At 38.0% G+C, this 24,803-nt stretch carries 23 protein-coding genes, 1 pseudogene and 1 other annotated feature (1 of these 25 cut by a window edge); of the genes and pseudogenes, 2 read left to right on the top strand and 22 right to left on the bottom strand.

Annotated elements, in window-relative coordinates; genetic code table 11:
* Positions 1-477: 477 nt before the first annotated feature.
* The 5 genes from KBP50_RS07335 to KBP50_RS07315 all read right to left on the bottom strand — a co-directional run bounded on the left by KBP50_RS07335 (position 478) and on the right by KBP50_RS07315 (position 6,607).
* Positions 478-990 carry an adenine phosphoribosyltransferase gene (locus tag KBP50_RS07335; RefSeq protein ID WP_050353173.1) on the bottom strand — a complete coding sequence of 171 codons (513 nt, stop codon included), beginning with the start codon at positions 988-990 and terminating at the stop codon, positions 478-480.
* Complete coding sequence (recJ, locus tag KBP50_RS07330) at positions 980-3,301, bottom strand: single-stranded-DNA-specific exonuclease RecJ (protein WP_050353174.1); 2,322 nt, start codon at positions 3,299-3,301, stop codon at positions 980-982. Before recJ ends, KBP50_RS07335 begins: the two co-directional genes overlap by 11 nt.
* A 115-nt stretch (positions 3,302-3,416) precedes the next feature.
* Complete coding sequence (locus KBP50_RS07325; protein ID WP_050353175.1) at positions 3,417-3,743, bottom strand: LapA family protein; 327 nt, start codon at positions 3,741-3,743, stop codon at positions 3,417-3,419.
* A 242-nt stretch (positions 3,744-3,985) separates the two neighbouring features.
* Positions 3,986-6,256 (bottom strand): protein translocase subunit SecDF, encoded by a 2,271-nt coding sequence (secDF, locus tag KBP50_RS07320; protein WP_050353176.1) that lies wholly within the window; start codon positions 6,254-6,256, stop codon positions 3,986-3,988.
* A 60-nt stretch (positions 6,257-6,316) separates the two neighbouring features.
* The gene (locus tag KBP50_RS07315) at positions 6,317-6,607 is read right to left on the bottom strand and encodes a post-transcriptional regulator (RefSeq protein ID WP_050353177.1); all 291 of its coding nucleotides are present in this window, start codon (positions 6,605-6,607) and stop codon (positions 6,317-6,319) included.
* A gap of 118 nt (positions 6,608-6,725) precedes the next feature.
* Here KBP50_RS07315 and spoVB point away from each other — a divergent pair, with 118 nt between their 5' ends.
* Entirely contained in the window at positions 6,726-8,276 is a 1,551-nt protein-coding gene (gene spoVB / locus KBP50_RS07310; RefSeq protein ID WP_050353178.1) for a stage V sporulation protein B, read from the top strand.
* A gap of 524 nt (positions 8,277-8,800) precedes the next feature.
* Here spoVB and KBP50_RS07305 read toward each other — a convergent pair.
* Positions 8,801-10,093, bottom strand: a complete 1,293-nt coding sequence (locus tag KBP50_RS07305; protein WP_050353179.1) for an ArsB/NhaD family transporter — start codon at positions 10,091-10,093, stop codon at positions 8,801-8,803.
* Positions 10,094-10,236: 143 nt separating this feature from the next.
* Between KBP50_RS07305 and KBP50_RS07300 the strand changes: the two genes are divergently transcribed.
* Entirely contained in the window at positions 10,237-10,623 is a 387-nt protein-coding gene (locus KBP50_RS07300) for a TIGR04086 family membrane protein (RefSeq protein WP_050353180.1), read from the top strand.
* Between the two features lie 543 nt (positions 10,624-11,166).
* On the opposite strand, the gene yajC is transcribed toward KBP50_RS07300, so the two are convergent.
* The 16 genes and pseudogenes from yajC to rplU form a co-directional block, all read right to left on the bottom strand.
* A complete protein-coding gene (gene yajC / locus KBP50_RS07295; protein WP_050353181.1) occupies positions 11,167-11,427 on the bottom strand; it encodes a preprotein translocase subunit YajC in 261 nt (86 codons plus the stop codon).
* A 24-nt stretch (positions 11,428-11,451) separates the two neighbouring features.
* Complete coding sequence (gene tgt / locus KBP50_RS07290; RefSeq protein ID WP_050353182.1) at positions 11,452-12,591, bottom strand: tRNA guanosine(34) transglycosylase Tgt; 1,140 nt, start codon at positions 12,589-12,591, stop codon at positions 11,452-11,454.
* A 204-nt stretch (positions 12,592-12,795) separates the two neighbouring features.
* Complete coding sequence (gene queA, locus KBP50_RS07285; RefSeq protein ID WP_050353183.1) at positions 12,796-13,827, bottom strand: tRNA preQ1(34) S-adenosylmethionine ribosyltransferase-isomerase QueA; 1,032 nt, start codon at positions 13,825-13,827, stop codon at positions 12,796-12,798.
* 18 nt (positions 13,828-13,845) lie between these two features.
* Positions 13,846-14,046, bottom strand: coding sequence for a DUF2905 domain-containing protein (locus tag KBP50_RS07280; RefSeq protein ID WP_050353184.1), 201 nt, complete (start codon positions 14,044-14,046; stop codon positions 13,846-13,848).
* Entirely contained in the window at positions 14,030-15,043 is a 1,014-nt protein-coding gene (gene ruvB / locus KBP50_RS07275) for a Holliday junction branch migration DNA helicase RuvB (protein WP_050353185.1), read from the bottom strand. The genes KBP50_RS07280 and ruvB overlap by 17 nt, the downstream gene beginning before the upstream one ends.
* A gap of 26 nt (positions 15,044-15,069) precedes the next feature.
* A complete protein-coding gene (gene ruvA / locus KBP50_RS07270; protein WP_050353186.1) occupies positions 15,070-15,669 on the bottom strand; it encodes a Holliday junction branch migration protein RuvA in 600 nt (199 codons plus the stop codon).
* A gap of 103 nt (positions 15,670-15,772) precedes the next feature.
* Positions 15,773-16,504, bottom strand: coding sequence for a YebC/PmpR family DNA-binding transcriptional regulator (locus KBP50_RS07265; RefSeq protein ID WP_050353187.1), 732 nt, complete (start codon positions 16,502-16,504; stop codon positions 15,773-15,775).
* Between the two features lie 535 nt (positions 16,505-17,039).
* Positions 17,040-17,597, bottom strand: a complete 558-nt coding sequence (locus tag KBP50_RS07260; protein ID WP_050353188.1) for a YhcN/YlaJ family sporulation lipoprotein — start codon at positions 17,595-17,597, stop codon at positions 17,040-17,042.
* Positions 17,598-17,667: 70 nt separating this feature from the next.
* Positions 17,668-18,411: an NAD(+) synthase gene (gene nadE / locus KBP50_RS07255; RefSeq protein WP_050353559.1), complete on the bottom strand. Its 744-nt coding sequence runs from the start codon at positions 18,409-18,411 to the stop codon at positions 17,668-17,670.
* 1,216 nt (positions 18,412-19,627) lie between these two features.
* Positions 19,628-19,772 (bottom strand): annotated as a pseudogene (gene safA / locus KBP50_RS22465) (SafA/ExsA family spore coat assembly protein); the annotation flags it as partial.
* Between the two features lie 291 nt (positions 19,773-20,063).
* Positions 20,064-20,921 (bottom strand): prephenate dehydratase, encoded by an 858-nt coding sequence (gene pheA / locus KBP50_RS07245; RefSeq protein WP_050353190.1) that lies wholly within the window; start codon positions 20,919-20,921, stop codon positions 20,064-20,066.
* A 772-nt stretch (positions 20,922-21,693) separates the two neighbouring features.
* Positions 21,694-22,983 (bottom strand): GTPase ObgE, encoded by a 1,290-nt coding sequence (gene obgE, locus KBP50_RS07240; RefSeq protein ID WP_050353191.1) that lies wholly within the window; start codon positions 22,981-22,983, stop codon positions 21,694-21,696.
* Between the two features lie 14 nt (positions 22,984-22,997).
* A complete protein-coding gene (locus KBP50_RS07235) occupies positions 22,998-23,528 on the bottom strand; it encodes a Spo0B domain-containing protein (protein ID WP_050353192.1) in 531 nt (176 codons plus the stop codon).
* A gap of 294 nt (positions 23,529-23,822) precedes the next feature.
* On the bottom strand, positions 23,823-24,113 hold the full coding sequence (rpmA, locus tag KBP50_RS07230) for a 50S ribosomal protein L27 (RefSeq protein ID WP_050353193.1): 291 nt from the start codon (positions 24,111-24,113) through the stop codon (positions 23,823-23,825).
* Positions 24,114-24,126: 13 nt separating this feature from the next.
* Positions 24,127-24,456, bottom strand: a complete 330-nt coding sequence (locus KBP50_RS07225; protein WP_050353194.1) for a ribosomal-processing cysteine protease Prp — start codon at positions 24,454-24,456, stop codon at positions 24,127-24,129.
* An 11-nt stretch (positions 24,457-24,467) separates the two neighbouring features.
* The gene (gene rplU / locus KBP50_RS07220; RefSeq protein WP_050353195.1) at positions 24,468-24,776 is read right to left on the bottom strand and encodes a 50S ribosomal protein L21; all 309 of its coding nucleotides are present in this window, start codon (positions 24,774-24,776) and stop codon (positions 24,468-24,470) included.
* A gap of 14 nt (positions 24,777-24,790) precedes the next feature.
* Positions 24,791-24,803, bottom strand: a sequence feature (ribosomal protein L21 leader region); it runs 61 nt beyond the window's last position.

The following is a 24,803-nucleotide window of genomic DNA, read 5'->3' as shown; positions in this document are numbered from 1 at the left end:
AGACTCCAACTTCAGGAGTTGGATAATCTTGTACTGCAACAAGTCTAAGTGGGAGATAACAGCACCTAAATGCCCTATTTCGTAAGCGGCCTTTAGGTCATACAATTACGACGGCACTAACAAACAGTGGAGGATGAATGCCCCCCCCACTGATTGAAGATTCACTTTATTGGGGAGAGCGTTATTCACAGAAGTAGAACATAGGATCACTCGGGCAACATTAACATAAGAGAAAAGCTTGGCTAGGTGTAATGTATGTACGAAGGATGTCTTTATTCTGTTGGATGCTATAGTAAATTGCATCCTTAAAAATAGCTTTGTAATTGTGAATTAGTAAACCGGTATTTACTTTTGTGTTCCGTTTTTTAAATGTATCTAGTAATGATTGCTTGTAAACTTCTTTGTACGCTGTAGGCGGCTTTTAACTTATAACAATAGGCCTAACGATTACTGATCGTCAGACCCCCTGTTAGCCGTTTAATACCGCATCAAGGTTAATACATCATAGCCTTTTAGTTTTTCCATTCCATTAAGGTAGCTTAACTCAATAAAAAATGCACAGCCAACAACAATTCCTCCAAGTTCTTCAACCAATTGAATTGTTGCTTGAATCGTTCCCCCTGTTGCCAGTAAATCATCGGTGATTAATACGCGTTGTCCCGGCTTAATCGCATCCTTATGAATAGTTAAAACATTTTTTCCATATTCCAAACCATAATCTACTTTAATTACTTCACGAGGAAGTTTCCCTTCCTTTCTTACCGGAGCAAAACCTACACCAAGTGAATAAGAAACAGGGCATCCGATGATAAACCCCCTTGCTTCCGGGCCTACAACAACGTCAATTTGCTTTTCTTTCGCATAAGCTACAATTTCATCTACAGCTGAGTGAAAGGCCTCTCCATTAGCCATTAACGGTGTAATATCTTTAAATTTAACTCCTTCTTTTGGCCAATTTTCAACAATTTTAATGTGCTTTTTAAAGTCCATAACTAAGTTCCTCCTTGGGTCTTCCCAAATGTTCCATACAGTTTGTAAAGTAGTTCTTTAATTGTTCATAATTAGAGTAATACAGCTTCCTTTCAATCTCAGCTTGTTGCATGCGTTTTTGATATGTCTTCGAATCCTGTAAATCCCTTTTTAATGGGTTATTCACTAGTTGGATCTTTCTACCTTCTATGTGTATAAAACGAAGCTCATAAAATACATGGATAATAAACAATAATTTTTCTTTACTCCACCCTTTTGTGTGCGAAAATGCAGGCAGCTCTTTATCAAGAGAGACTACTTTTTGCTGTTGTAAAAAACCATACATCCATTTAAAGTCGTCTCTGGTAGGAAAAGCGCGTAAATAAGTGCTATCTTCTACATAATAACATACATGAATATTTTTTGGTTTCGTTTGCTTCAGTACTTCTTCTAAGTCATTTAAACATGAAGGCATCGTAAATATAAATAATGTATCCAGCTCTCCGATGGAAGACCAGTCATCTTCGTATGTCTGATGGGGAACCCCTAACGACTGTGCTCGCTGCTCATCTCCGACACTGTAAATCAATGGACTAGCATGAACGAATAATTCTAAATTCGTTTGACGCTTTCCACGATGATCAAACAATTGCCACTCATCAATTGACATATCTTGAATCATGAATTGCGGCTTTCGATTGCCGTTCCATTCATTAATAGTAAGTTCCCCTACTATGTTAATGGGAGTGCGCGGAGTTAAATAATGGTATAGTTCACCTATTCCAAAACCGATCGCATCAAGCTGCTTATCGTCTGCTTTAAATTGTAGCTTAAGATGGTTTTTCATACTGCCGATTTGCCGCGGTTGCTCAGGAACCGCTTTGATATGAAATAATGGTTTTGGATTATGCATTCCAAATGGAGCTAATTGTTGAATAGCTTCAATTAACGATAACGTTACTTGCGAAACAGGTAAAGTTGAGTTAACGCTAAGTTCTTGCTTATAATCTTCTTCTGATAATTGCTGCATAATTTGTTCGTTTAAAGCTTGATACAATGGCTTAACTTGCGCTATCTCCAATGTCATTCCTGCAGCTTGTGAATGCCCTCCGAATTGCTGAAACAAATGACTTACTTTCATGCAATTTTGGAACAAATCAAAAGCTGGGATGCTTCTTGCGGATCCTTTAGCAATCCCTTGATCAGCTTTTATGGAAAGTACGATAGCCGGTTTGTCCCACTTGCGAACTAGTTTTGATGCAACAATCCCTAATACGCCCTCATTCCAGCCTTCTTTTGCAACCACAATAACCCCTTGTTCTGCTTCGTTTGCCAACATCTGTTCTGCTTCTTCGACAATCTGCTGAACCAATTGTTGGCGTTCACGATTTAGCACTTCCATTTCTTCTGCAATGGTTTTTGCCTCTTCTGGATCTTCAGTCAGCATTAATTCCACCGCCATGTCTGCTGACTGCAATCTGCCCACAGCATTTAATCTAGGACCGATAACAAAACCTATATCTTCTTCGGTCACAATTCCATCTATATTGGCAGTCTGTTTCAGCGCTTTCAATCCATGATGGGTTGTATTTGCTAACTCCTTTAAGCCGTAGTAAACCAAAATCCGATTCTCGTCCAATAAAGGTACAAGATCTGCCACCGTCCCTATCGCAACAAAGCTTAATAGATGTTTTGGAACATACCCAAGTAAAGCTTGTGCAAATTTAAATGCCACTCCTACGCCGGCTAATTCTTGAAATAAATAATCTGGTGAGCATTTTGGATGAATAATCGCATAACAATCAGGCAATTCTTTCTGGACTTCATGGTGGTCTGTGATTATTAAATCAATGTCCAATTCTTTTGCTACTTTCGCTTCTTCAACTGCAGCGATACCTGTATCTACAGTAATAATTAACGTATATCCTTCTCGATGTGCTTGACGAAAAGCAGCTTCATTCGGTCCATAACCTTCAGTGAATCGATTTGGAATATAATAATCACATTGAGCACCAAGCTCTTGTAATGCCTTTATCATCACTGTTGTAGCAGTAACTCCATCCGCATCATAATCGCCAAAGACAAGTGCTTTTTCGCCTTGTTGAATCGCTTTCTGTACTCGCTTTACCGCTTTATCTATCGAAAGAAGATTATCTGGACTGTGTAAATCATTCAAATCGGGTTTTAGAAATTTGGATACAGCTTGTTTGGTCGTTATCCCTCTTTGTAATAATAACTCTTCTATAATAGGGGAAACTTGCGAGGAATCGTCCCATTTAAAGTTCACTTTTTCTTTACCTATAAACTTCCAATTAGCCTTACTTAACAACATAATTTGCCCCCCTGACCAATTCATTATACATAATCAAATACAAGGGGGGCAACTAGATTTCCTTTATTGGACTATTTTTTATCATTTGATAACTAGCTTATGCTTTAAAATATAGCTACTGCTTTTCCTCCTCTATCATTGAAACAGTTTCATTTTCTACTTGGTGATATGGAATATCTTCTTCTTCTAATTTGTTCATCAAATTGAAATTTTCTGCTTCCAGGCGTTTCATCTCTCTTTGCATGCGATACATTTTTATTAATCCAACTGTTGCAGTAATTAAACCGCCCATGAGAACAGAAAATAAAATCACAAGAATTAATGGCGATTCTGCAGACCAGAAAAGATAGTTTACTTCAACCGTCTCCACGTTTGTAACAGCAAATACAGCTACAATAATAACAAAAATAATAGCAAAAATAACATAGGTTTGACCCTTCATCTTTCGACCTCCTCTGTATGATGCACGCGCTAATATTTTCCCAAATTTACTCATTTATAAACATTTCGGTTTTTAAACCCATATCATAGTTATTAACAGTTGGAAAACTTTCACATTACTATCAGAGATGTATAACACATGCTAAATTCTACGCAAAACGTATCTCACTTCATTCCTTTTTTGCTTAAAAGAAAAGAGGCTAATTCAAAAGCAGTCAGCTTTAGAACAGCCTCGTTATTATATTATACTTGTGGACCTTCTACACGTTTTTTCTTTGTAAAATCAACTGGTTTTTTCTTAATCATTTTACCTCGCCATACGAGCCAAAGCTGTGAGGCTATGAAAAGCGACGAATACGTACCAGCTACTAGACCAAACGTTAGAGCAATCGCAAATCCACCAATGGATTCAGCGCCTAAAAACAGAAATGCTAGTACGGCGATTAATGTTGTAATGGATGTATTTATACTACGTATAAACGTTTGTACCAAACTGCGGTTAACAATAATCGCAAGCTCTTTGAACGATTTGACTTTTTTCTTTTTCCTCAAGTTCTCTCTTATACGGTCAAAGGTAACAATTGTATCGTTTATAGAATATCCGACAATCGTTAGGATAGCCGCTATAATCGTTATATCAAATTCAATTTGTGTCACACTAAAAATAGCAATCATAAAGAATGCATCATGTAATAAAGCAATAATCGCAGTTATAGCGAAAAAGAATTCAAAGCGAATGGTGACATAAATAATCATAAAAACAGAAGCGATGGCAACTGCATAAGCCGCATTTTTCACAAGTTCCTCACCAACAATCGGTGAAACGACACTTACGTTTGGTTCATGGCCATATGCATCATTAAAGTGTGCTTTCACCTCTGCAATCGTGTCTTTTTCTAATACCTTGTCAAAACGAGCAATCGCCATTTCCCCGTTTTCCCCTGACGATACAATGGACTTGACTTCTAGTCCAAGATCATTAAACTCATTCTCTATTTCCGCTGTCGTAACGCTTGTATCTGCTAAAATCTCAATTCTAGAACCACTGGTAAAATCAATACCTGGGTTTAATCTAAATAGGGCAAGTGATACGATACCTAACACAACCATAATGGTCGATATCCAAAAAAACTTTTTCCGGTGATTGACGACATTGATCTCCCGATTAAACAGTTTCGGTTCGTCTTCTTGCTTATCTTTAATATCTTTAATGTCTGCTTTCTTCACTGCAAACCAGCTAAGGCGACGTTTTAAAAATGGACTCTTAATCCATAAACTTAACAACAGTCGCGTACCAAAGACCGCAGTTATAAAGCTTACTAGGATACTGACGATTAGCATCGTTGCAAAACCTTTAACGGAACTTGTACCAAAAATAAATAAAACAGACGCTGCTATTAACGTCGTAATATTCGCATCTAATATGGTCGACAGTGAGTTTTTCGTCCCAGCTTTAAATGACGATATGATTGATTTTCCGCTACGTAATTCTTCTTTAATACGTTCAAAAGTGATGACATTAGCATCTACGGCCATCCCAACTCCTAGGATAAGCGCCGCAATACCTGGTAATGTTAGTACGCCGTTCATCAATTCAAATACAAACAGAATAAGATAAATATAAATCGTTAAATTGATAGCCGCAATTAATCCTGGAAAACGATAGACAGCTATCATAAAGAGAAAAATTAGCCCCACACCGATGAAACCTGCAAAAACGGTTTTATTTAACGCTTGTTCCCCAAACTGCGCACCTACCGACGTGGAATACTTTTCTTCCATATGTACTGGTAAAGAACCAGAATTAATGACATTAGCTAACTGTTTTGCGGATTCCACGGTGAAATTTCCACTAATCATCACTTGGCTCGTGTTTAACGTTTGGTTAACACTAGGAGCTGAGACAAACTTAGGCTCATCCTTTTGATATTCTTCTGCATAAGAATCTCCTTTTTTATAATCCATCCAAATAACTAGCAGATTATCCGGATAAGGTGTATCTGGATTATTCATATCCTTAATTTTGCTTGTTACGTCACCAAACTTTTCAGCATCTTTTAACTCTAATGTAACAATTGGTTGATTACTGTTCGGATCAAAATCTTGTTTTGCACTATTTTCTTTTACGTCATTACCACTTAAAAGCTCATTATCATTGACATCTCGAAAGGAAAGCTGTGCCGTCGTTGAAAGTAATTCTCTTGCTTCGGACTGGTTTTCCACTCCGGCAAGCTGCACTCTAATTCTGTCTTCCCCTTCAATATCAATACTTGCTTCACTAATTCCAAGACGGTTAACGCGATCATTCAATGTCTCAACCGTCGATTCCAATGTTGTTCGGTCTACTTCTTGAGCTTCATCAACAGGTTCCACTTCATATAAAACTTCAAATCCACCTTGTAAATCCAATCCTAAATTAATATCTTTCGTAATTCCTGTAACCGTCGTTCCAATTGTACCAGCGAAAACGAGTACGATTAGAAAAAAGGCAACAATTCTGCCTCTATTTTTCATTCCAAAATGGCCTCCCTTTTATCGTTAGGGTAAATCGATATGTAAGTACTTTATTTTTCACTATTGCTCTGCATTTGTTACAGCCGCAATTGATGCAAACAAATCATCATTTTGATACGCATTTACGGTTAAGTAACTAATATAAGTCACGGTTGTTAATTGGAAAATATCCTGTACCACTTCATAGATTCGTTTTTCAGGATCACCTTTCCATACTTTTTGCATTAGGCATTTCCAAACATCTTCTGCTGTTGCTTCTGCATATCCCATTAAATGAAATTCCTCCGCCTTACTTTGTAAAGCTGGAGTAACCATCTCTTTCCATTCAGATACTGTTTGTACAATTTCCAACAAAACTCCCTCCTTTTATGGAGTATGAAAATTTCTATTCTTGTCATGCTTGGCCTATCCTTTCGCATATATATCATTGTATATGATATTCCATTATTTGAGAAGGCAGGTCGTCTAGATGACGAAACAAACATTTTTACAAGGTACACTTATTCTTATTCTAGCAGGTATGATCACTCGATTTCTTGGATTTATTAATCGGATTGTTGTTGCACGATTAATTGGGGAAGAAGGCGTCGGTCTATACATGATGGCTTTACCAACATTTTTCCTCGTTATTACGCTAACTCAACTTGGCTTACCTGTAGCTATCTCGAAACGAATTGCTGAAGCAGAAGCTCGCGGTGATAAAGCGAAAACCAAACAAATCGTCATTGTATCATTAGTGATTACTGGTATTTCCAGTATCATTTTTTCCACTTTAATGATACTAGCGACTCCTTTTGTCGCAACTCACCTACTTACAGATCAAAGAACATTGTATCCATTACTGGCAATCAGCCCAATTATCCCCATTATCGCTATTTCATCCGTCTTGCGGGGCTACTTTCAAGGCAAACAAAATATGAAACCACAAAGCTATGCACAAGTACTGGAACAAGTAGTACGTATTAGTTGTGTAGCATTATTTGTGAAATTACTATTGCCTTTTGGGCTTGAATATGCTGCAGCAGGAGCAATGTTTAGTATTATTTTAGGGGAACTTGTCTCACTTATCTATATGATGCGCCAATTCAATCGAAAAAAGCACATGAAAGTAAGAAAAAACTTTTTCTCCTATTTATCAACAAGTAGAACGACATTAAAAGAGCTGTTCTCTATTGCTTTACCTAGTACAGGCAGTCGCTTCATTGCTTCTATTTCGCATTTTCTAGAGCCGATTTTAGTTGCGCAAAGTCTCGCAATTGCCGGTGTTTCCAGTACTTTGGCAACGAAACAATATGGAGAGTTAACAGGCTATGTACTCCCTTTACTATTTTTACCGACATTTATTACCCAATCCCTGTCCGTTGCTCTAGTCCCTTCTATTTCGGAAGCAGAAGCAACGAAAAGTATAAATTTGATTCACTATCGAATCCATCAAGCGATCCGCATTTCGTTTGCATCTGGTGCAATAGCCACGATTGTACTAACCTTATTTTCCATACCTATTTTAACATATATGTATGGATCCGCTAATGCAAGTAAATTTATTATTTTAATGGCTCCATTTTTTATTTTACTTTATATCCAAGCTCCATTACAAGCAGCATTACAAGCTCTTGACCTTGCTAAAGCTGCCATGTGGAACAGCCTGATTGGAGCATTCTGCAAACTCACTGTCCTATTTTTACTCGCTTCCAATCCGAGTTTTGGAATTATGGGAGTCGCCTTAGCTATTTCCTTAAGTGTTGTATTAATTACACTTTTACATTTAGGTGCTTTATATAAAGCCATTAAATTTAGTATCCCGGTTTTAGATATTTTAAAAATGATTTCACTTTTACTAATGACATGGGGAGTAGGTGAACTTCTAAAAAATATATATGATAATATGCATGGCGGACTTTTGTTATTAATTGGTATATTAGGTGTATTCTGTTGCATTTATGTACTATTTCTCTTTTTGCTCCGTTTTATTACGAAAGAAGAGCTAAAACAGATTCCTTTCTTACAAAAATGGTTTTAAATTGATTATAGATATTTATCGTTATTTTCAAACAAAGGGTTTGACATTTATTAATTCAACCAAATAGCCTATAGCCAATAAAATGAATCTTCAACCAGAGGGTGGTTCATTCATCCACCCACTGATTGTTAGATGAACGAATCGGGCATTTAGGTGCTGTTATCTCCTACTTAGACTTTTACAGTACAGATTATCCAAAATCCTGAAGTGGGGGTCTTACAGCACCTTATATGCGGGATAAAAGCTTCTTCAATCAATGGCGAACTTACATTCGCGATAAATACCCATAAAAAATAGTCAGACCGGGGCATAAGAAAATAACTATATAGCAAAAGCCGAACACTTTATAATTGTTCGGCTTGTTTGTATTAAAAAATTCCTATCATCGCTACGTCAATATACTTCGCTTTCCAGAGGCTGTTCCCGCAGCATTCTACATACGCTAAAATCTTACGTATACATGGACGATTTATGGTTCATTTTTCTAATCAGCTGTTTTTTTAGTGTGCCCCCTTTTTTTTCTTTTATCCGATATATGGTAGTAAATAGCGAATATAGAGATAAATGGTAGCAACAATCAATGATATAATTACGAGTGGAAATCCGTATAGTAAAAAGCGAATAAACGATATACTTTCCTTCGCTCCTTCAGCTAAACCTGCCACCACTACATTAGCAGAAGCTCCGATCAACGTTGCGTTTCCCCCTAAACATGCACCTAAAGCCAATGCCCACCAAATTGGATCTAAATACACCATTCCATAGCTTTCAAATTCTTGAACAACTGGAATCATCGCAGCGACAAAAGGGATATTATCCACAATACCAGAAAACAAACCGGAGACCCATAAAATCAACAATGCTGTTTGTACATAGTCTCCATTGGTAATTACTACGATTGCCCTCGCGATTTCATCAATGACGCCTACTTCTTCTAAACCACCTACTAGAGTAAATAACCCAATAAAAAAGAACAATGTAACCCACTCTATTTTTGCAAATATTTGCTCTGCTGCCACTTCTTTTTCCGTCAATAGAAGTAGTAATATAGCGCCAGATAACGCTACAGTAGTCAATTCAACATACAAAAATGCATGTAGTAAAAAACCGATTATTGTTAATAAGAGAACCGTGATTGATTGATACAACATTGGTGTTCGATGCAAATAAGCTTGCGCGTCCATTGCTAGCAACTCTTTGACATCCAAGCTCGTCCGTCGTAAGGACTTTCGAAACAATACCCAAACAAAGACAAGCATGATCCCGAATAGGATAACGGCGATGGGAGCCATATGGATCAAAAATGACGAAAAGGTTAAATGCTCTACCGCTTGTCCGATCATAATATTAGGCGGGTCCCCAATCAATGTTGCCGCACCGCCAATATTGGAACTGAAAATAATTATGAGTAAATACGGAAACGCGGGCAACTTTAACAGTTTCGTAATTTTGAGCATTATTGGAACAAAAATTAATACCGTTGTTACATTATCCAGCAATGCTGAGCCAATTCCTGTTAATACCCCCGCGCCAATCAAAAGAGGGATTGGTGCACCTCTCACTTTTTGTGCAAAACGAATCGCCATATAAGCAAACAAACCTGTTTTTTCTGTGATGGCAATTAATACCATCATGGCAAATAAGAGCGCGATTGTATTCCAATCAATATATTCTGTTAACATACGCTCGGCAGAATAGATTCCAGTCAATAAGAGCAATACGCCACCAGTTAAAGTAACCAGTGCACGATTAATTTGCTCTGTCATAATAAATACATAACAACAAATAAAAATGAATGAGGCTATAATAATTTCCAACCAAACCCCCACTTTCTTTTCTTGCCTATATCATTCTTTACTCCAACTATATGTAACAAAAAAAGAAAATATTTTTCGTCTATTATTTTTTCAAGGTGAATAGGATGAACATAGGTGGACAATCTGGAAAGGAGGGAATGATCATGCGCAGTAAGCAATGGGTTGCATTATTATATGGATGGATCATTGTATTGGGCTTAATGATGGTCGCTAGCTTTGTATTAGCATTATTACTTCGATTTACTACATTTAACGAACCTGCTCTGTCATGGGTCACTTTTGTCATCGGTCTCATCAGTTTATTTCTGGGAGGGCTCGCAGCAGGAATAAAGGGCAAAGCAAAAGGCTGGATGATCGGGATATTTACAGGTGCAGGATTTACGCTATTTGTTTTATCCGTACAATATTTGGGCTACCAACAAGGATTTTCGCTGGAACAATCTCTTCATCACGCTGGATACATGGCAGCTGCATTATTTGGCGGTGCAGTAGGTGTTAACATCGCAGGCGAAGAAGCAAGCGATAAATAGAGCGTTAATTTGTGGAACACTTCCTTTCATCTTACTTCCATAGAGTATGATAATTACGGTACCTTAGAGAAAAAAATGAAAAAGATGACAGGTTATTTGGGGGAAATATAGCAGCAACACTTTGAGTTTAGAGGTTTGTGCTTAAGTAAAAAAGAGATAGTAAACGATCATCTATGGATAAAGTACCAGTGGGGGTTTTCATTCATCCCCCACGGCTTGTTAGTACCATAATGGTCTGACCTAGGTCTTTTACGAAATAGGGCATTTAGGTGCTGTTATCTCCCACTTAGATTTGTTGCAGTACAGATTAACCTACTCCTAAAAGCGGGAGTCTTACAGTACCTTATATACGGGAGGAAAAATCCCGCAAATATTAGACATGGATACATTGCAATAGCTCTTTCTTGGCAAATTTAAAAGGAACACAAAAGAAGATCGCTTTTGTGTTCCTTTCGCACTTACTACCTATGTATCAAATCACATCCGCTGGTATAAGCAACAGACGCTTGTCCATTGCCTACCTCCCTCGCGTGAACATGGTAATTACTGCTGCTTTACTTCACGGATTGCTGAGCGGTCATACGTCAGCTTAGATCCATCTCCAGCTTGAATAACTATAGTATCTTCATCCATCGCATGGATTTCCCCATGAAAACCACCGATCGTAACTACGGAGTCACCTTTTTTCAATTCTGCTTGCATTTCTCTGACTTGCTTTTGTCGCTTTTGCTGTGGGCGAATAAGTATAAAATACAGAAGCACAAACATCAAGATAATTGGTAATAAAGATGCTAACATTTCCATTGTTCCATTCCTCCCTTCTATACGTTAGAAATTCCTAGCATTCGGTTTATTAAAACCGTATTGCTCAAAGAATTCTTCTCTAAATGAGCCAAGACGATCTTCGCTAATAGCTTTTCGTACTTGCTCCATTAATTTTAACAGAAAATATAAGTTATGATAAGTAGTAAGCCTAAAACCAAAAGTTTCATTACATTTAATGAGGTGACGAATATAGGCACGCGTATAATTTTTGCAAACATGGCAATCACAGTTTTCATCAATTGGTGAAAAATCACGTGCATATTTCGCATTTCTGACTACTAAACGACCGTTTGAAGTCATACATGTACCATTTCTTGCTATTCTAGTAGGAAGGACACAATCAAACATATCCACTCCTCGAACAGCACCGTCAATTAAAGAATCAGGCGAACCAACACCCATTAGGTATCTAGGCTTATCGTCCGGCATTAAAGGGGTAGTAAATTCAAGCACACGATTCATAACGTCTTTTGGTTCACCAACAGACAATCCGCCAATAGCATAACCAGGAAAATCTAAGGAGATTAAATCGTTGGCACTTTGCTTTCGCAAGTCTTCATATTCCCCACCTTGGATAATACCGAATAAACCTTGCTCATCTTTGCGTTGGTGTGCATGTAAGCATCTTTCTGCCCAACGAGATGTTCGCTCTACAGAGCTTTTCATATAAGCATGATCTGCAGGATACGGTGGACATTCATCCAATGCCATCATAATATCTGATCCTAAGTCGTTTTGGATATTTATAGCTTTCTCAGGAGATAAAAATAATTTTTCCCCGTTTAAATGACTGCGAAAATGTACCCCTTCTTCAGTAATATTTCGCATTTCACTCAAGCTGAATACTTGAAAGCCTCCAGAATCCGTTAAAATAGCACCATCCCAATTCATAAACTGGTGAAGCCCACCCGCTTCTTTAATGATATCCTGACCCGGTCTTAACCAAAGATGATACGTATTAGATAAGATGATATTAGCATTCATCTCTGTTAGTTCTTCTGGACTCATTGTTTTAACAGTAGCCAGTGTACCTACCGGCATAAATGCAGGTGTGTCAAACGATCCATGTGGCGTATGGACACGCCCTAATCTAGCACCTGTTTGTTTACATGTTTTCTTTAATTCATAAGTGATTGGTGTCATCAGCTACTCTTCCTTTATCGATTAAACTAAAATACTTTTATCAAAATTAGGCAAAGCTCATGTACTTTTGTAAGAGATAGCACTACTAATATATGTGTTTCATATAAATAGTAAAATGCCTCGGCATCTCTAATTTTAGACTATGCTTGTCATTCTGAAAAAATAAACTACCAAGTTGTTAGCGTTACATGAATCGCCTTCATTTTAAGCATATATAAACATTGCATCTCCAAAACTAAAAAATCGGTATCGTTCTTGCACTGCTTCACGATATGCCTCCATTACTATATCTTTTCCAGCAAATGCGCTAATTAACATAATTAATGTTGACTTAGGTAAGTGGAAATTGGTGATCAAGCCGTCAATAGCTTGGAATTGATAAGGCGGATAAATAAATATATCCGTCCAACCGCTAGCTTCTCTAAATTCCCCATTATTATCCCTGGCAATCGTTTCTAAAGTACGGGTGGAAGTGGTGCCTACTGAAATAATTCGCCCAGCTGATTGCTTTACTTGATTAAGCATATCTGCTGTATGCTGATCCATATGATAAAATTCTGCATGCATCTTATGGTTTTCCACTGTTTCTGCACTTACAGGACGAAATGTACCGAGCCCAACGTGTAAGGTAATAAATGCAATGCATACACCCATTTGCTGTAATTCATTTAATAATTCCGTTGTGAAATGAAGCCCAGCTGTTGGTGCCGCTGCTGACCCTTCTTCTTTTGCATATACCGTTTGGTACCGTTCCTTTTCTGAAAGCTGTTCCTTTATATACGGTGGTAATGGCATTTCCCCTAATTGATCAAGTACTTCATAGAAAATACCTTCATATGCAAATTGTACGACTCGCCCACCATGCTCTTTGATCTGTGTGCAGGTTGCAGTTAAGAGACCATCTCCAAAACGAATAACACTTCCAAGCTTCACTTTCTTAGCAGGCTTGGCAAGTATTTCCCACGAATCTCCTTCCACCTGATGTAACAGCAATACCTCAATACTTGCACCTGTTCCTTCTTTCACACCATGGAGCCTTGCCGGCAATACACGCGTATTATTTAACACCAGACAATCTCCAGGCTGTAAATATTCCTTTATATCAGGGAAATGGCGATGGGCAATCTCTTTCGTTTGTTTATTTAGAACAAGAAGTCTGGAAGCCGTTCGTTCTTTTAACGGGGTCTGGGCGATTAATTCTTCTGGTAAATCAAAATCGAATTCTTCAATATTCATGATGAAACTCCTTACGTGTTATCTAAACTTACCAAAAATATAAAATAACAGGGTTAAAATCAAACTAACAACAATAGAAGTGACAATTGGAAAATGGAAAACAACATTCCCTTTTTTCCACGTAATATCTCCTGGTAACTTGCCAATATAACTCCATATAACACCGATAACCAGAAAGATAATCCCTAGTAAAATAAAAAGTTTACCTAGGTTCATCATTCACTCTGTCCTTCCATCCGAAATGTTGGTAAGCCTCTGGCGTTACAACTCTTCCCCTTGGTGTTCGTTGAATAAACCCGATTTGTAATAAAAATGGTTCGTACACATCTTCAATCGTTTGTGGCTCTTCTCCAATTGTCGCAGCAATCGTATCTAAACCAACAGGTCCACCTTGAAAATGGTTCATAATTCCTTTTAACAATTTATGATCGATATGATCTAAGCCTTGTTTGTCCACTTGCAGCATTTCTAAGGCTTCACCTGTAGTAGACAAACTGATTTTTTCTTCTCCTTTTACTTGCGAAATATCACGAATTCGTTTTAATAAACGGTTAGCAATTCTCGGTGTTCCTCTAGATCGCTCAGCAATTTCCAACGCAGCTTCTTTTGTAATTGCTGTATTAAAAATATCGGCAGTACGCTCAATAATCATACATAAATCTTTAGCATCATAAAAATCAAGCCTACTTAATACACCAAATCGATCACGCAAAGGAGCTGATAATAAACCTGCTCTCGTTGTTGCTCCAACTAATGTAAACGGAGGTAAATCTATTCGGACAGATCTGGCACTTGGCCCTGAGCCAATCACAATATCAAGGAAAAAATCTTCCATGGCTGGATAGAGTACTTCTTCTACTGTTCTTGGAAGGCGGTGAATTTCATCAATAAATAACACATCACCAGGCTCTAAAGATGAAAGAATTGCTGCTAAATCTCCTGCTCGTTCAATTGCCGGACCCGAAGTAGAACGGAATTGGACACCCATTTCGTTGGCGATAATGGCTGCTAAGGTCGTTTTCCCCAGCCCTGGTGGTCCGTATAAAAGTACATGGTCTAAAGGCTCCTCACGCATTTTGGCTGCTTGGATAAAAATACTTAGATTTTCTTTCACCTTATGCTGACCAATATATTGCGCCAAGGTAGTCGGTCGTAAACTTAATTCCACGGAAATGTCTTCTTCCTGCAATTCGCCTGTGACCATACGATCTTCCATTTGCCTCCTCCTTTCTTTATTCACACCTAGTTTTTCATTAGTAACGCTAGCGCTTTACGTACTAATGCATCTGTCGTTTCTGTCTCAAGCTGTTGTATTTTAGGTAAAGTAGCTTTTATTTCTTTTTCCGAATACCCTAAAGCTTTTAAAGCTTCTTTCGCGTCTTGTACAACAGCATCATCAAGGCGAGGATCTGTTATTGTCTGTTCTTCATTTACAGCTGTTGTAATTGCCAGTTTCCCTTTCAAATCAAGGATGATTTGCCTTGCTGTCTTCTTTCCAACACCTGGGAAACTTGTTAAAAATCTTTCATCTTCTCGTTCAATAGCTGCAACAAACTCTCCAACATGAACAGAAGCCATAATGGCAATAGCTCCTTTTGGACCTATTCCAGATACAGAAATAAGCTTGGTAAATAAATATTTCTCCTCTTGGTTTTTAAATCCATATAGCAGCTGTGCATCTTCACGAACATGTTGATATGTATATATCTTAACGTCCTTTTTTTCTAACGATTGAAACGCATATGGATTAGCACAAATAATTTCATAACCAATGCCCTGTACATCCACAATAATAGCATCATCTTGAATATATGTAAGCTTTCCTCGTACATAAGCAATCATTTTCTCTGCTCCTTTTACCTTATCCATTCATTCTATCATAAATCGAAGTAAATGAATAAACTTCTATTTCTAGAGAAGAAATAGAAGTTTGGAGTTTAAACGATTATTCCGTTACTTCAAGATTATGATGAATATCTTGCACATCTTCATTTTCTTCTAATGTTTCAATTAAATTCATCATATGGGAGACATCTTCTTCCGATAAAGAAGTAGTCGTCTGTGGAATTAGTGTTACTTCTGAATCCGCAATGGAGTACCCTGCTTTATTTAATTGATCTACAACGGCTTGTAAGTCCTCTGGAGCGGTAAATATTTCAAACATGCCATCGTCTACTTCTATATCCTCTGCTCCAGCTTCCAATGCTTCTAAAGTCAATTCATCTTCATCTATTTCTCCTTGCTCGTTCGTAATAACAATGTACCCTTTCCGATCAAACATAAATGACACACTGCCGTTCTCACCTAAATTTCCATTATTTTTTTTAAAAGCATGTCGTATGTCTGCAGCGGTTCTATTTTTATTATCTGTTAACACATGAACAATTACTGCTACGCCACCAGGTCCATATCCTTCATATGTTAGTTCTTCAAAACTTGCACCGTCTAATGTTCCAGTGGCCTTTTTAATGGCACGATCTATATTATCATTTGGCATGTTGTCTGCTTTTGCTTTGTCAACCGCTAAGCGAAGACTTGGATTTGTTGTTATATCACCGCCTCCCTGCTTAGCAGCAGTATAAATATCTTTTGCATGACGCATAAAGATTTTACCTTTTTTTGCATCTTGAGCATTTTTTCTTCTTTGAATATTTTTCCATTTAGAATGACCAGCCATAGGACATTCTCCTCTCTAGAAATTTCCTTTATTACTATACCAAATATAAGTCAATTCTTAAAGAGATAGCGTAATGATAGCACAAACTTGTCTCCATATACGGTCACAATTATGTACATATTTGATCCCGTATATAAGGTGCTGTAAGACTCCCACTTTTAGGAGTTGGATAATCTCTACTGCAACTGGGAGATAACAGCACCTAAATGCCCTTCTTTAGTTTAATACCATTACGGTACTAACAAGCCGTGGGGGATGAATGAAAACCCCGCTGATCGAAAATTCACTGTTATAGAAAGTAAGTCATTCCATTGTTTCTTTAAATATTTTACTTCATGCACTACGCAACATTTCACTAAGGATAAAGCGGAAGTGAAACTTCAGCCAGAGGATTTTTCTAACCCATTGACTGTTAGTAACAGAGTATCCCAACGAAATTGGAAATTGACTTACTGTTGAATCCGACTCTAAGGATGGGAGAGGACCCTACTGCCAGTTACGTGCAGGATAAACCCTCCACTTTCAAGCGTTCATTTTATTTTAGGAATCGGTTTATCAATTCTTCCATGTTTTCTCCGTTATCCTTTGCTTCTAGTCTGGCATCCAAATTTCGCATCTTTTCCCAATGCGTGTCGTCTGTGTAAATAATAATTTCTTTATTTGAGTCAGGTAGAAGCTTTTTTACTTCCTTTTTAATTTCGTTACCAATATCTCCGCTAACATGCGTACTCAATATAACTCCTATCAAGATGCGATCATTTGTTGATGCAACCTGAGCCTGCACAATTTGTCTCTTTTTTTGTAATGCCTCTGTTATCATTATTGCTTCTTCATTGGTAAATGGATCAGAATATCCACTGTTAAAATTCGATTCATTGATATTTTCTTGTTTACTTTGAGGATAACCACCTTTTTCACCAATCGATTGTTCACGAATATTTAAACGTTCGTTTTTCTCTTTTTCTGTCTCATAATGAATAGGTTGCGTTTGATTATCTGTATTTGGATTAGCATTATTTTCTCCTTGCTGCCCATCTGCACACCCAATCAAACTAATTAGTGCCATTAACATCATCCCTAACCATACTCGCATAAAAAAACACCTCCTTACCATTAGTTTGGATCATGGAGGTGTTTTTACACAGTTAATATAAGGGAAGCCACTATTTTTTCCGCGAGAAGGAAGGCAAAGTTTCGCGTTTGTGTGCTGTGCGTCGATGCATCATTTCAATTTTCTCACGCTCAGCTTTCGGAACGTCCTCTCCCTTAAGATAAGCATCTATCGTTGCATAACGAATACCCATTTCCTTCTCGTCACTTTGTCCTTCCCACAGATCTGCACTAGGCTGCTTATTTAAAACAGAAGAAGGAATGTTTAAATAAGCGGCTAATTCCTTCACTTCTCCTTTTGTAAATTCAACAATAGGAAGAATATCTACACCGCCATCTCCATACTTAGTGAAATATCCTGTATACCACTCCGCAGCATTATCTGTACCAACAACGAGGTAATTATGATTTGTAGCAATCGTGTATAAGGTACTCATTCGTAGTCTTGCACTTAAATTAGCTTTGGCCATTTGCTCATTCTTCTCTTGATACATATGATTTGTTTCTAATTTGGATTGAATCACGTTATACATATTATCTCTCGTCTCAGTCAGGTCAATCGTTATATGATCAATGCCACAGGCTTGAACAACTGCTTCTGCATCCTTCAAGGAACCTTCACTTGTATGAATAGGCATGATTACCCCTAAAGAATTTTCTGGACAGGCTTTTTTGATTAATGCAGCTACAACGGCTGAATCAATGCCTCCACTTATACCTACTACTAATCCTTCAACCCCTGTTTTCTCGACTTGCATTTGTAACCAACTGACAATGCTCTCTACTTCTTTTTGCAACAAACTGATCACTCCTTTTATTCCTTGGTAGCTATTGGGTCTCTGCTAATCTGTTTCCTTTTTTAAATTTGTTAAAACAGCATTTCGGATGGTTATAAGCACGTTCTGTTTTTCACATACATACTTACTTTGTTAATTATCATACCATTAATATCACCTGTTTGAAAATTATCCTTACCCTTGCCGAACAAAAATTATTATTGAAGAAGCTTGTTGAATGGAATCGGTTTGGCTCTTATGAATGTTTTCAAAAAACCCCAAAAAATGTAACAAATTTGGAAAATGCTTTTACTCCACAGGAAGTATCAGTGGCAATATTAGCATAAAAGTACCTTTATCTAACCGCCAGTTTTTTACGAACAAAAAAGAGACGATGGAAATTTCGTCCCTTTTAACAATTATTCACCTTGCTCATCATTATTTTCTTGCTGCATCCTAGGAGCTGTTGAATAGCCAGGTGGCATCGGAAATGGCATTTGGTTCACTTTATGCTGAAATGGCGGGTACAATGGGGCAGCTGATGTATGCTGTTCCGTTCTTTCTTCTGCCTCCTCGTCACGATTCATGCCTTGCATGCTCCATGGTGGCATCTGTCCATTCCAAGCAGCATTATTCGGATCATTCATCATGTTTCCTTGCATTTGTGGCATGTTTTCGTATCCCATATATGGCATCGTACCATCATTCCCCATCATATTGGCATAATGTCCATGATGGTATGGCATGGGCTGCATTGCCATACCATGACAAGCCCAAGGATTCGGCCCCATCGTTTGAAATGGAATTTGCGGGTAGCATGGATCCATCACGTAACAACATAGCGGCACCATAGGTACTTGTGGCTGAGGCATGGGCATTGGCTGAGGCATGGGCTGCTTTTTAGGTTTAACTTGCTTCGGCTCCTCTTTTGGCTTTTCTTTTTTTACAGGTTTTGGTTCCTCTTTTGGCTGTGCCGGCATTTGTGGAAAGTTGATGGTTGTATAATTTTGAAATTCCTGTTCCATAATCGGCATTTGCATCATTGGTTGAGCAGGCATTGGTGGCATAGATGGCATAGATGGCATAGGCGGCATTTCTGGTTTCACCATTTTAGGCTTTTCTTTATCATCTTCCTTGATAGCTGGCATTGGTTTTGTCGTCATGTCCTTATACGGCTGTTCTTTTGGTTTCTGCGTTTCTTTCTTATGCGCTTGCTGCTTTACAGATTTAGAATTACCCGGGATTTTTATTTTCATCCCAGGCATAATCATATCTGGACTTGAAATTTGATTATTAAGTTGCTTTAATTCTTCAAAATCTACGCCATACTGCTGCGCTATTTCCCACATCGTATCGCCTTTTTGTACAATGTGTATCTTCAAATTCATCAAACTCCTCTCTTGTCATATCTGGGCTAATACTCTATATCAACATATGCAAGGAAAGTTTAAATGTTGATTAATTTTAAGAACGGAAAAAGCAACTAAAGAATGGCATAGACAATTTTGAAGCTTCATAATGGAAAGTTTTAATCAGTGGAGCTTACTTTATTCCACACTGATTGTACACAGTTGCTTGAAGTTGATTGCTTCAAGCTCCTCTTCCGGTTCCTTCCTAAGATAGAAGGATAGGTCTTCCGTTACAGGCTGATATTACAGAACGAATTTTGCAGCTCACAGTTTATCTAATTGATACACTGGATACGTCCCTAAAACTGTAACTTGACAACCTAAAGCTTCTAATTCTCCTTTCACACCTGGAAAAAGCACATCATCATAAGGTTGATTGACATCAATGATAAAGAAATAATTCCCTAATCCCGTTTTCATCGGGCGTGATTCAATTTTAGATAAATTCATTTTTCTCCAGGCAAAAGCAGATAATACTTGATGTAAAGCGCCAGCAAAATCACTCGGAAGCGTAATTAATAGCGTTGTTTTTTCCGATTGAATAGGATGTTTAATCTTGACCATTTCTTTTTGCTTACTTAGCACAATGAACCTCGTGTGATTATTCGGAAAATCATGAATGTTATTCTGCAATGTATTCAAATGATAGATGTTAGCTGCTAATTGATTGCCGATCACCGCCACTGGTTCATCCCGTTTACTGATCAGTTCCGCAGCTTTACCAGTGGAGGACGTGAAGTGAATGGTTGCATTCGGTAAGTACTGATGAATATATTGATGACATTGCGCAATGGCATGACTATGAGAATGAATTTCCTTGATGTCGGATAATTCTCCCTTGAAGTTAGGATGTACTAACAAATGTTGTTGTATAGGCACAACAATTTCTGCCACAATTGGAAGGCGTACTTGATGTACTAAATAATCAACTGTCAATTGAACTGTTCCTTCAATGGCATTTTCCAAAGGAACGACACCGATATCAATTTCATCTTTGTTCACTGCATCAATACATGCTGGTATGGTTGAAAAACTATGTTTTGCTTCACCGTTAAACGTCTTGTCTACTGCTAATTTTGTAAAAGTTCCTTTTGGCCCTAAATAGCCAATTGTCGCTGTCACTACTATATCCCCCTTATTTTCTTTTGCCTAAATTGCTACTATCAAAGTTTGCTATAAAGCTTAGGTTAACACCACTTAAAAGGAGTTAATCCTCCATTCTAAAACAACAACTAAAACCTTAAATACCTTGACAAAGTCGCGGGACGCCCGTTTAGCAACGTAGCGAATGGAACGAACCAACTAAAGATAAAGTGAACCTTCAATCAGCGGGGGGAGGGGTTCTTCCATCCCCGCTGATTGTTAGTTGAATGAATCGGGGATTTAGGTGCTGTTACCTCCCACTTCGACTTATTTAACTTACCGCTTCCATTCTTGAAGTGGGAGTTACAGCACCTTATATCCGGGATAAAGGAATCATGCCACTAAAACAGAGGTATGCCGACGTCTAGGCGAAAAGCCCATTTTTAGTCGGCCTTCCTCTTTGCGACGAACTGATGAGGCCTTATCGGAGGGCGTATTTATAAAGTCGAATCTGCTGGGCGCTTGCGCCGGACGTGGCTATTCGGTTATTTCGTTACCCATAAGCACCTCATTTTTAAGTTTCCTATACAATAAAAAAGAAAAAACCTACATACGATAAGTCCCTGACTAAGTTATTCTTGTCCTTGAAAATTAGCAAGTCGCCTCCCGTATCCACATCTTGGCGACTCGATCGTAGCGAGAATAGAGGACCCCCTATCTCCCACTTCTTTGTATCGCCTACGACTCTTGAAGTGGGAGTTTACAGCACCTTACATTCGGAATTAAAAGCAACCTGTCCATTCATAAGCAGTTAGTCCATAAATTCAAACTCAAATTCCAATAAGCGAACGGTATCTCCATCCTCCGCGCCACGTTTTCTTAATGCATCATCTACGCCCATTTTTCTGAGCTGTCTAGCAAATCGCTGTACTGCTTGATCATGATTAAAATCAGTCATTTTAAATAATTTCTCTATTTTTTGACCTGATAAAACATAGGCTCCATCATCATCTCTTGTAATCACAAATGGATCTTCTTCTTTATGATAACGGTATATGACCTTTTCTTCTTTAGGAGCAACCCCATCTTCGTCCATAGTCTCTTTAGGAATCTCCTCTAATTTATCAGCAATTGCAAATAAAATATCTCGCACACCTTCTTTTGTAAGCGCCGATATTCTATAAACAGGGAATTTATTTTCCATCTTTTGCTTAAATCGCTCAAGATTTTCCTCAGAACCTGGCATATCCATTTTGTTAGCTGCAATTAACTGCGGGCGTTTTTTTAACTTAGGATCATACTGTACTAATTCTTGGTTGATTTTAACGAAGTCTTCATAAGGATCTCGACCTTCTGTTGCAGCCATGTCAATGACATGAACAAGCACTCTCGTTCTTTCTACATGACGTAAGAATTGGTATCCTAAGCCAACCCCTTCATGTGCACCTTCAATTAAACCTGGAAGGTCAGCCATAACAAAGCTTCTTTGATCATTTGTATCTACTACACCTAAATTTGGAGCCAGTGTTGTAAAATGGTAATCAGCAATTTTGGGTCTTGCCGCACTGACAACGGATAAAAAGGTAGATTTCCCCACACTTGGAAACCCGATTAAGCCAACATCGGCAATTAATTTCAGCTCTACCTTAATTTGTCGTTCCTGTCCAGGTTCTCCATTCTCGGCTATATCTGGTGCAGGGTTTCTAGGCGTTGCAAAGCGAGTGTTCCCTCTGCCGCCTCGTCCACCTTTTGCTATGACGGCTTCTTGATTATGAGTAGTCAAATCTGCAATTAATTCTCCAGTGTTTTCATCAGTGACGGTTGTTCCTGGTGGGACGGGAACAACTAATGGTGTTGCGTTTTTTCCATGTTGATTTTTACTCATTCCGTTTTCGCCGCGTTTTCCTTTAAAATGGCGATTATAGCGAAAATCCATTAATGTGTTAAGTCCTTCATCAACTTTAAAAATAACATCCGCTCCATTTCCACCATCGCCTCCAGCTGGGCCTCCTTTAGGGACATACTTTTCCCGACGATATGCGACAAGACCATTTCCTCCATCTCCAGCTTTCACATAGACACTTACTTGATCTACAAACATATCCTCACCTCTTTTCAATTACATGGTACAAAAAAGGAGCATACGACAGCGTCGCTTTCTCCACTTACAGTCAAAGGAAAATGAGCTTCCATTGTATGCAGCATCCGTTGCAACTGTTGCTGATTGTTTAATCCATTTACTGTAAACAGGATTTCCATCGAATGAAGCTCTTCTTGCTTTATTTCTAAATTAATCGTTATGAATTCGTCTGTTTTTTTGATTTCCCTTACAAATGTAACTATCTGCTTGCATTGTTTGGTTAACTCCTGATCTATACTTTCTATCTGCTTTCCTTCTGTATGTATATCATAATCTAATTTTATATCCACATACATATATGCATTCTCCATCACCCATAAACAGAATTCCGTCGCTTGTAATTGCATTAATTTTCGTTCTAGGTGATAATTCTGAATCACATCAGCTGTTTTTTCTTCTACTTTTTTTACGTTGCCCATAGAAGCATAACCGTAAATAATTTGTAAATGATTCATTAAATCATGCCGGTAGTACTGCATTAAACGAACCACATCTTTAGCTCTCATATAATATCCTCCCACATGTCCAACAGTATAGCAGAAAATGAGTAAAAGATCATTATTTCTTATTGACAAGATTTTCAACGGACAGACAAAATCTTTTGTGAGAAGATAATCTAAACAGTTGATGTGAACAGAGGCACAAAAAGCAGAGCAAAAGCACAACGTAGCTCTAGACAATACAGGTTTGCGGTTTAACTTTTGCTTACTTACTCCAAAAAAATGAATAATGGATGCATAGATCTATATAAGCTCTGGCATTAAAAAAACTCCAACCAAACATTTGGCTGGAGTTTCGTATTATGCTTCTTTAGCAACAGGATATACACTTACTTTTTTACGATTGCGGCCATAGCGTTCAAATTTCACAACACCGTCAATTTTAGAAAAAAGTGTATCATCTCCACCGCGACCAACATTTTCACCAGGATAAACCTTTGTTCCACGTTGACGATAAAGAATAGATCCACCTGTTACAAATTGGCCGTCAGCACGTTTGGATCCAAGTCGTTTAGCTTCAGAGTCACGACCGTTTTTTGTACTACCAGCACCTTTTTTCTGTGCGAAAAACTGTAAATCTAGACGTAGCATAAGATACACCTCCTTACTTATCTTGGATAGTAATAAATTGTTGATACTCCTGTTCTATGGAAGAAAGCGATATTAGCATCCCTTCAAATAATAACTGCACCCGCTCCATCTTTTTACTAGCAATAGAGCCTGGAATCGCTACATAAAGGTAACCGCCAGCACCGCCCTGCTCAATATCAAGGTCCACTTCACATAAAGTGAGAACTGCATTTATAGATCCAATGGATACCGCAGATACACCTGCGCATACTAAATCATAACCATATGGACCACTTTCAGCATGTCCCGAAAGCTCAAATGCTTTAATTCGATCATTTTCACGAAATACAGTTACTTTAATCATACGTTTACCTTTTAAGCATTGATTTTATCAATCACTAATTTAGTATAAGGTTGACGATGACCTTGCTTACGATGATAATTCTTTTTTGGTTTATATTTGAAAACAGTAATTTTCTTTTGACGACCGTGTTTAGCAACTTTTGCAGTTACAGATGCACCTTCAACATAAGGAGCACCAACTTTCACATCATCTCCACCAACGAAAAGAACTTTATCAAAAGTAACCGTTTCATCTTGGTCAGCAGCAACTTTTTCAACAAAGACTTCTTGGCCTTCTTCTACTTTGATTTGCTTACCACCAGTTTCAATAATAGCGTACATGCTTTTTGCACCTCCCATAAACTAAGA

Source organism: Virgibacillus pantothenticus (assembly GCF_018075365.1).
Lineage (GTDB): Bacteria > Bacillota > Bacilli > Bacillales > Amphibacillaceae > Virgibacillus > Virgibacillus pantothenticus.
This window is presented reverse-complemented; position numbering and strand designations above follow the sequence as displayed.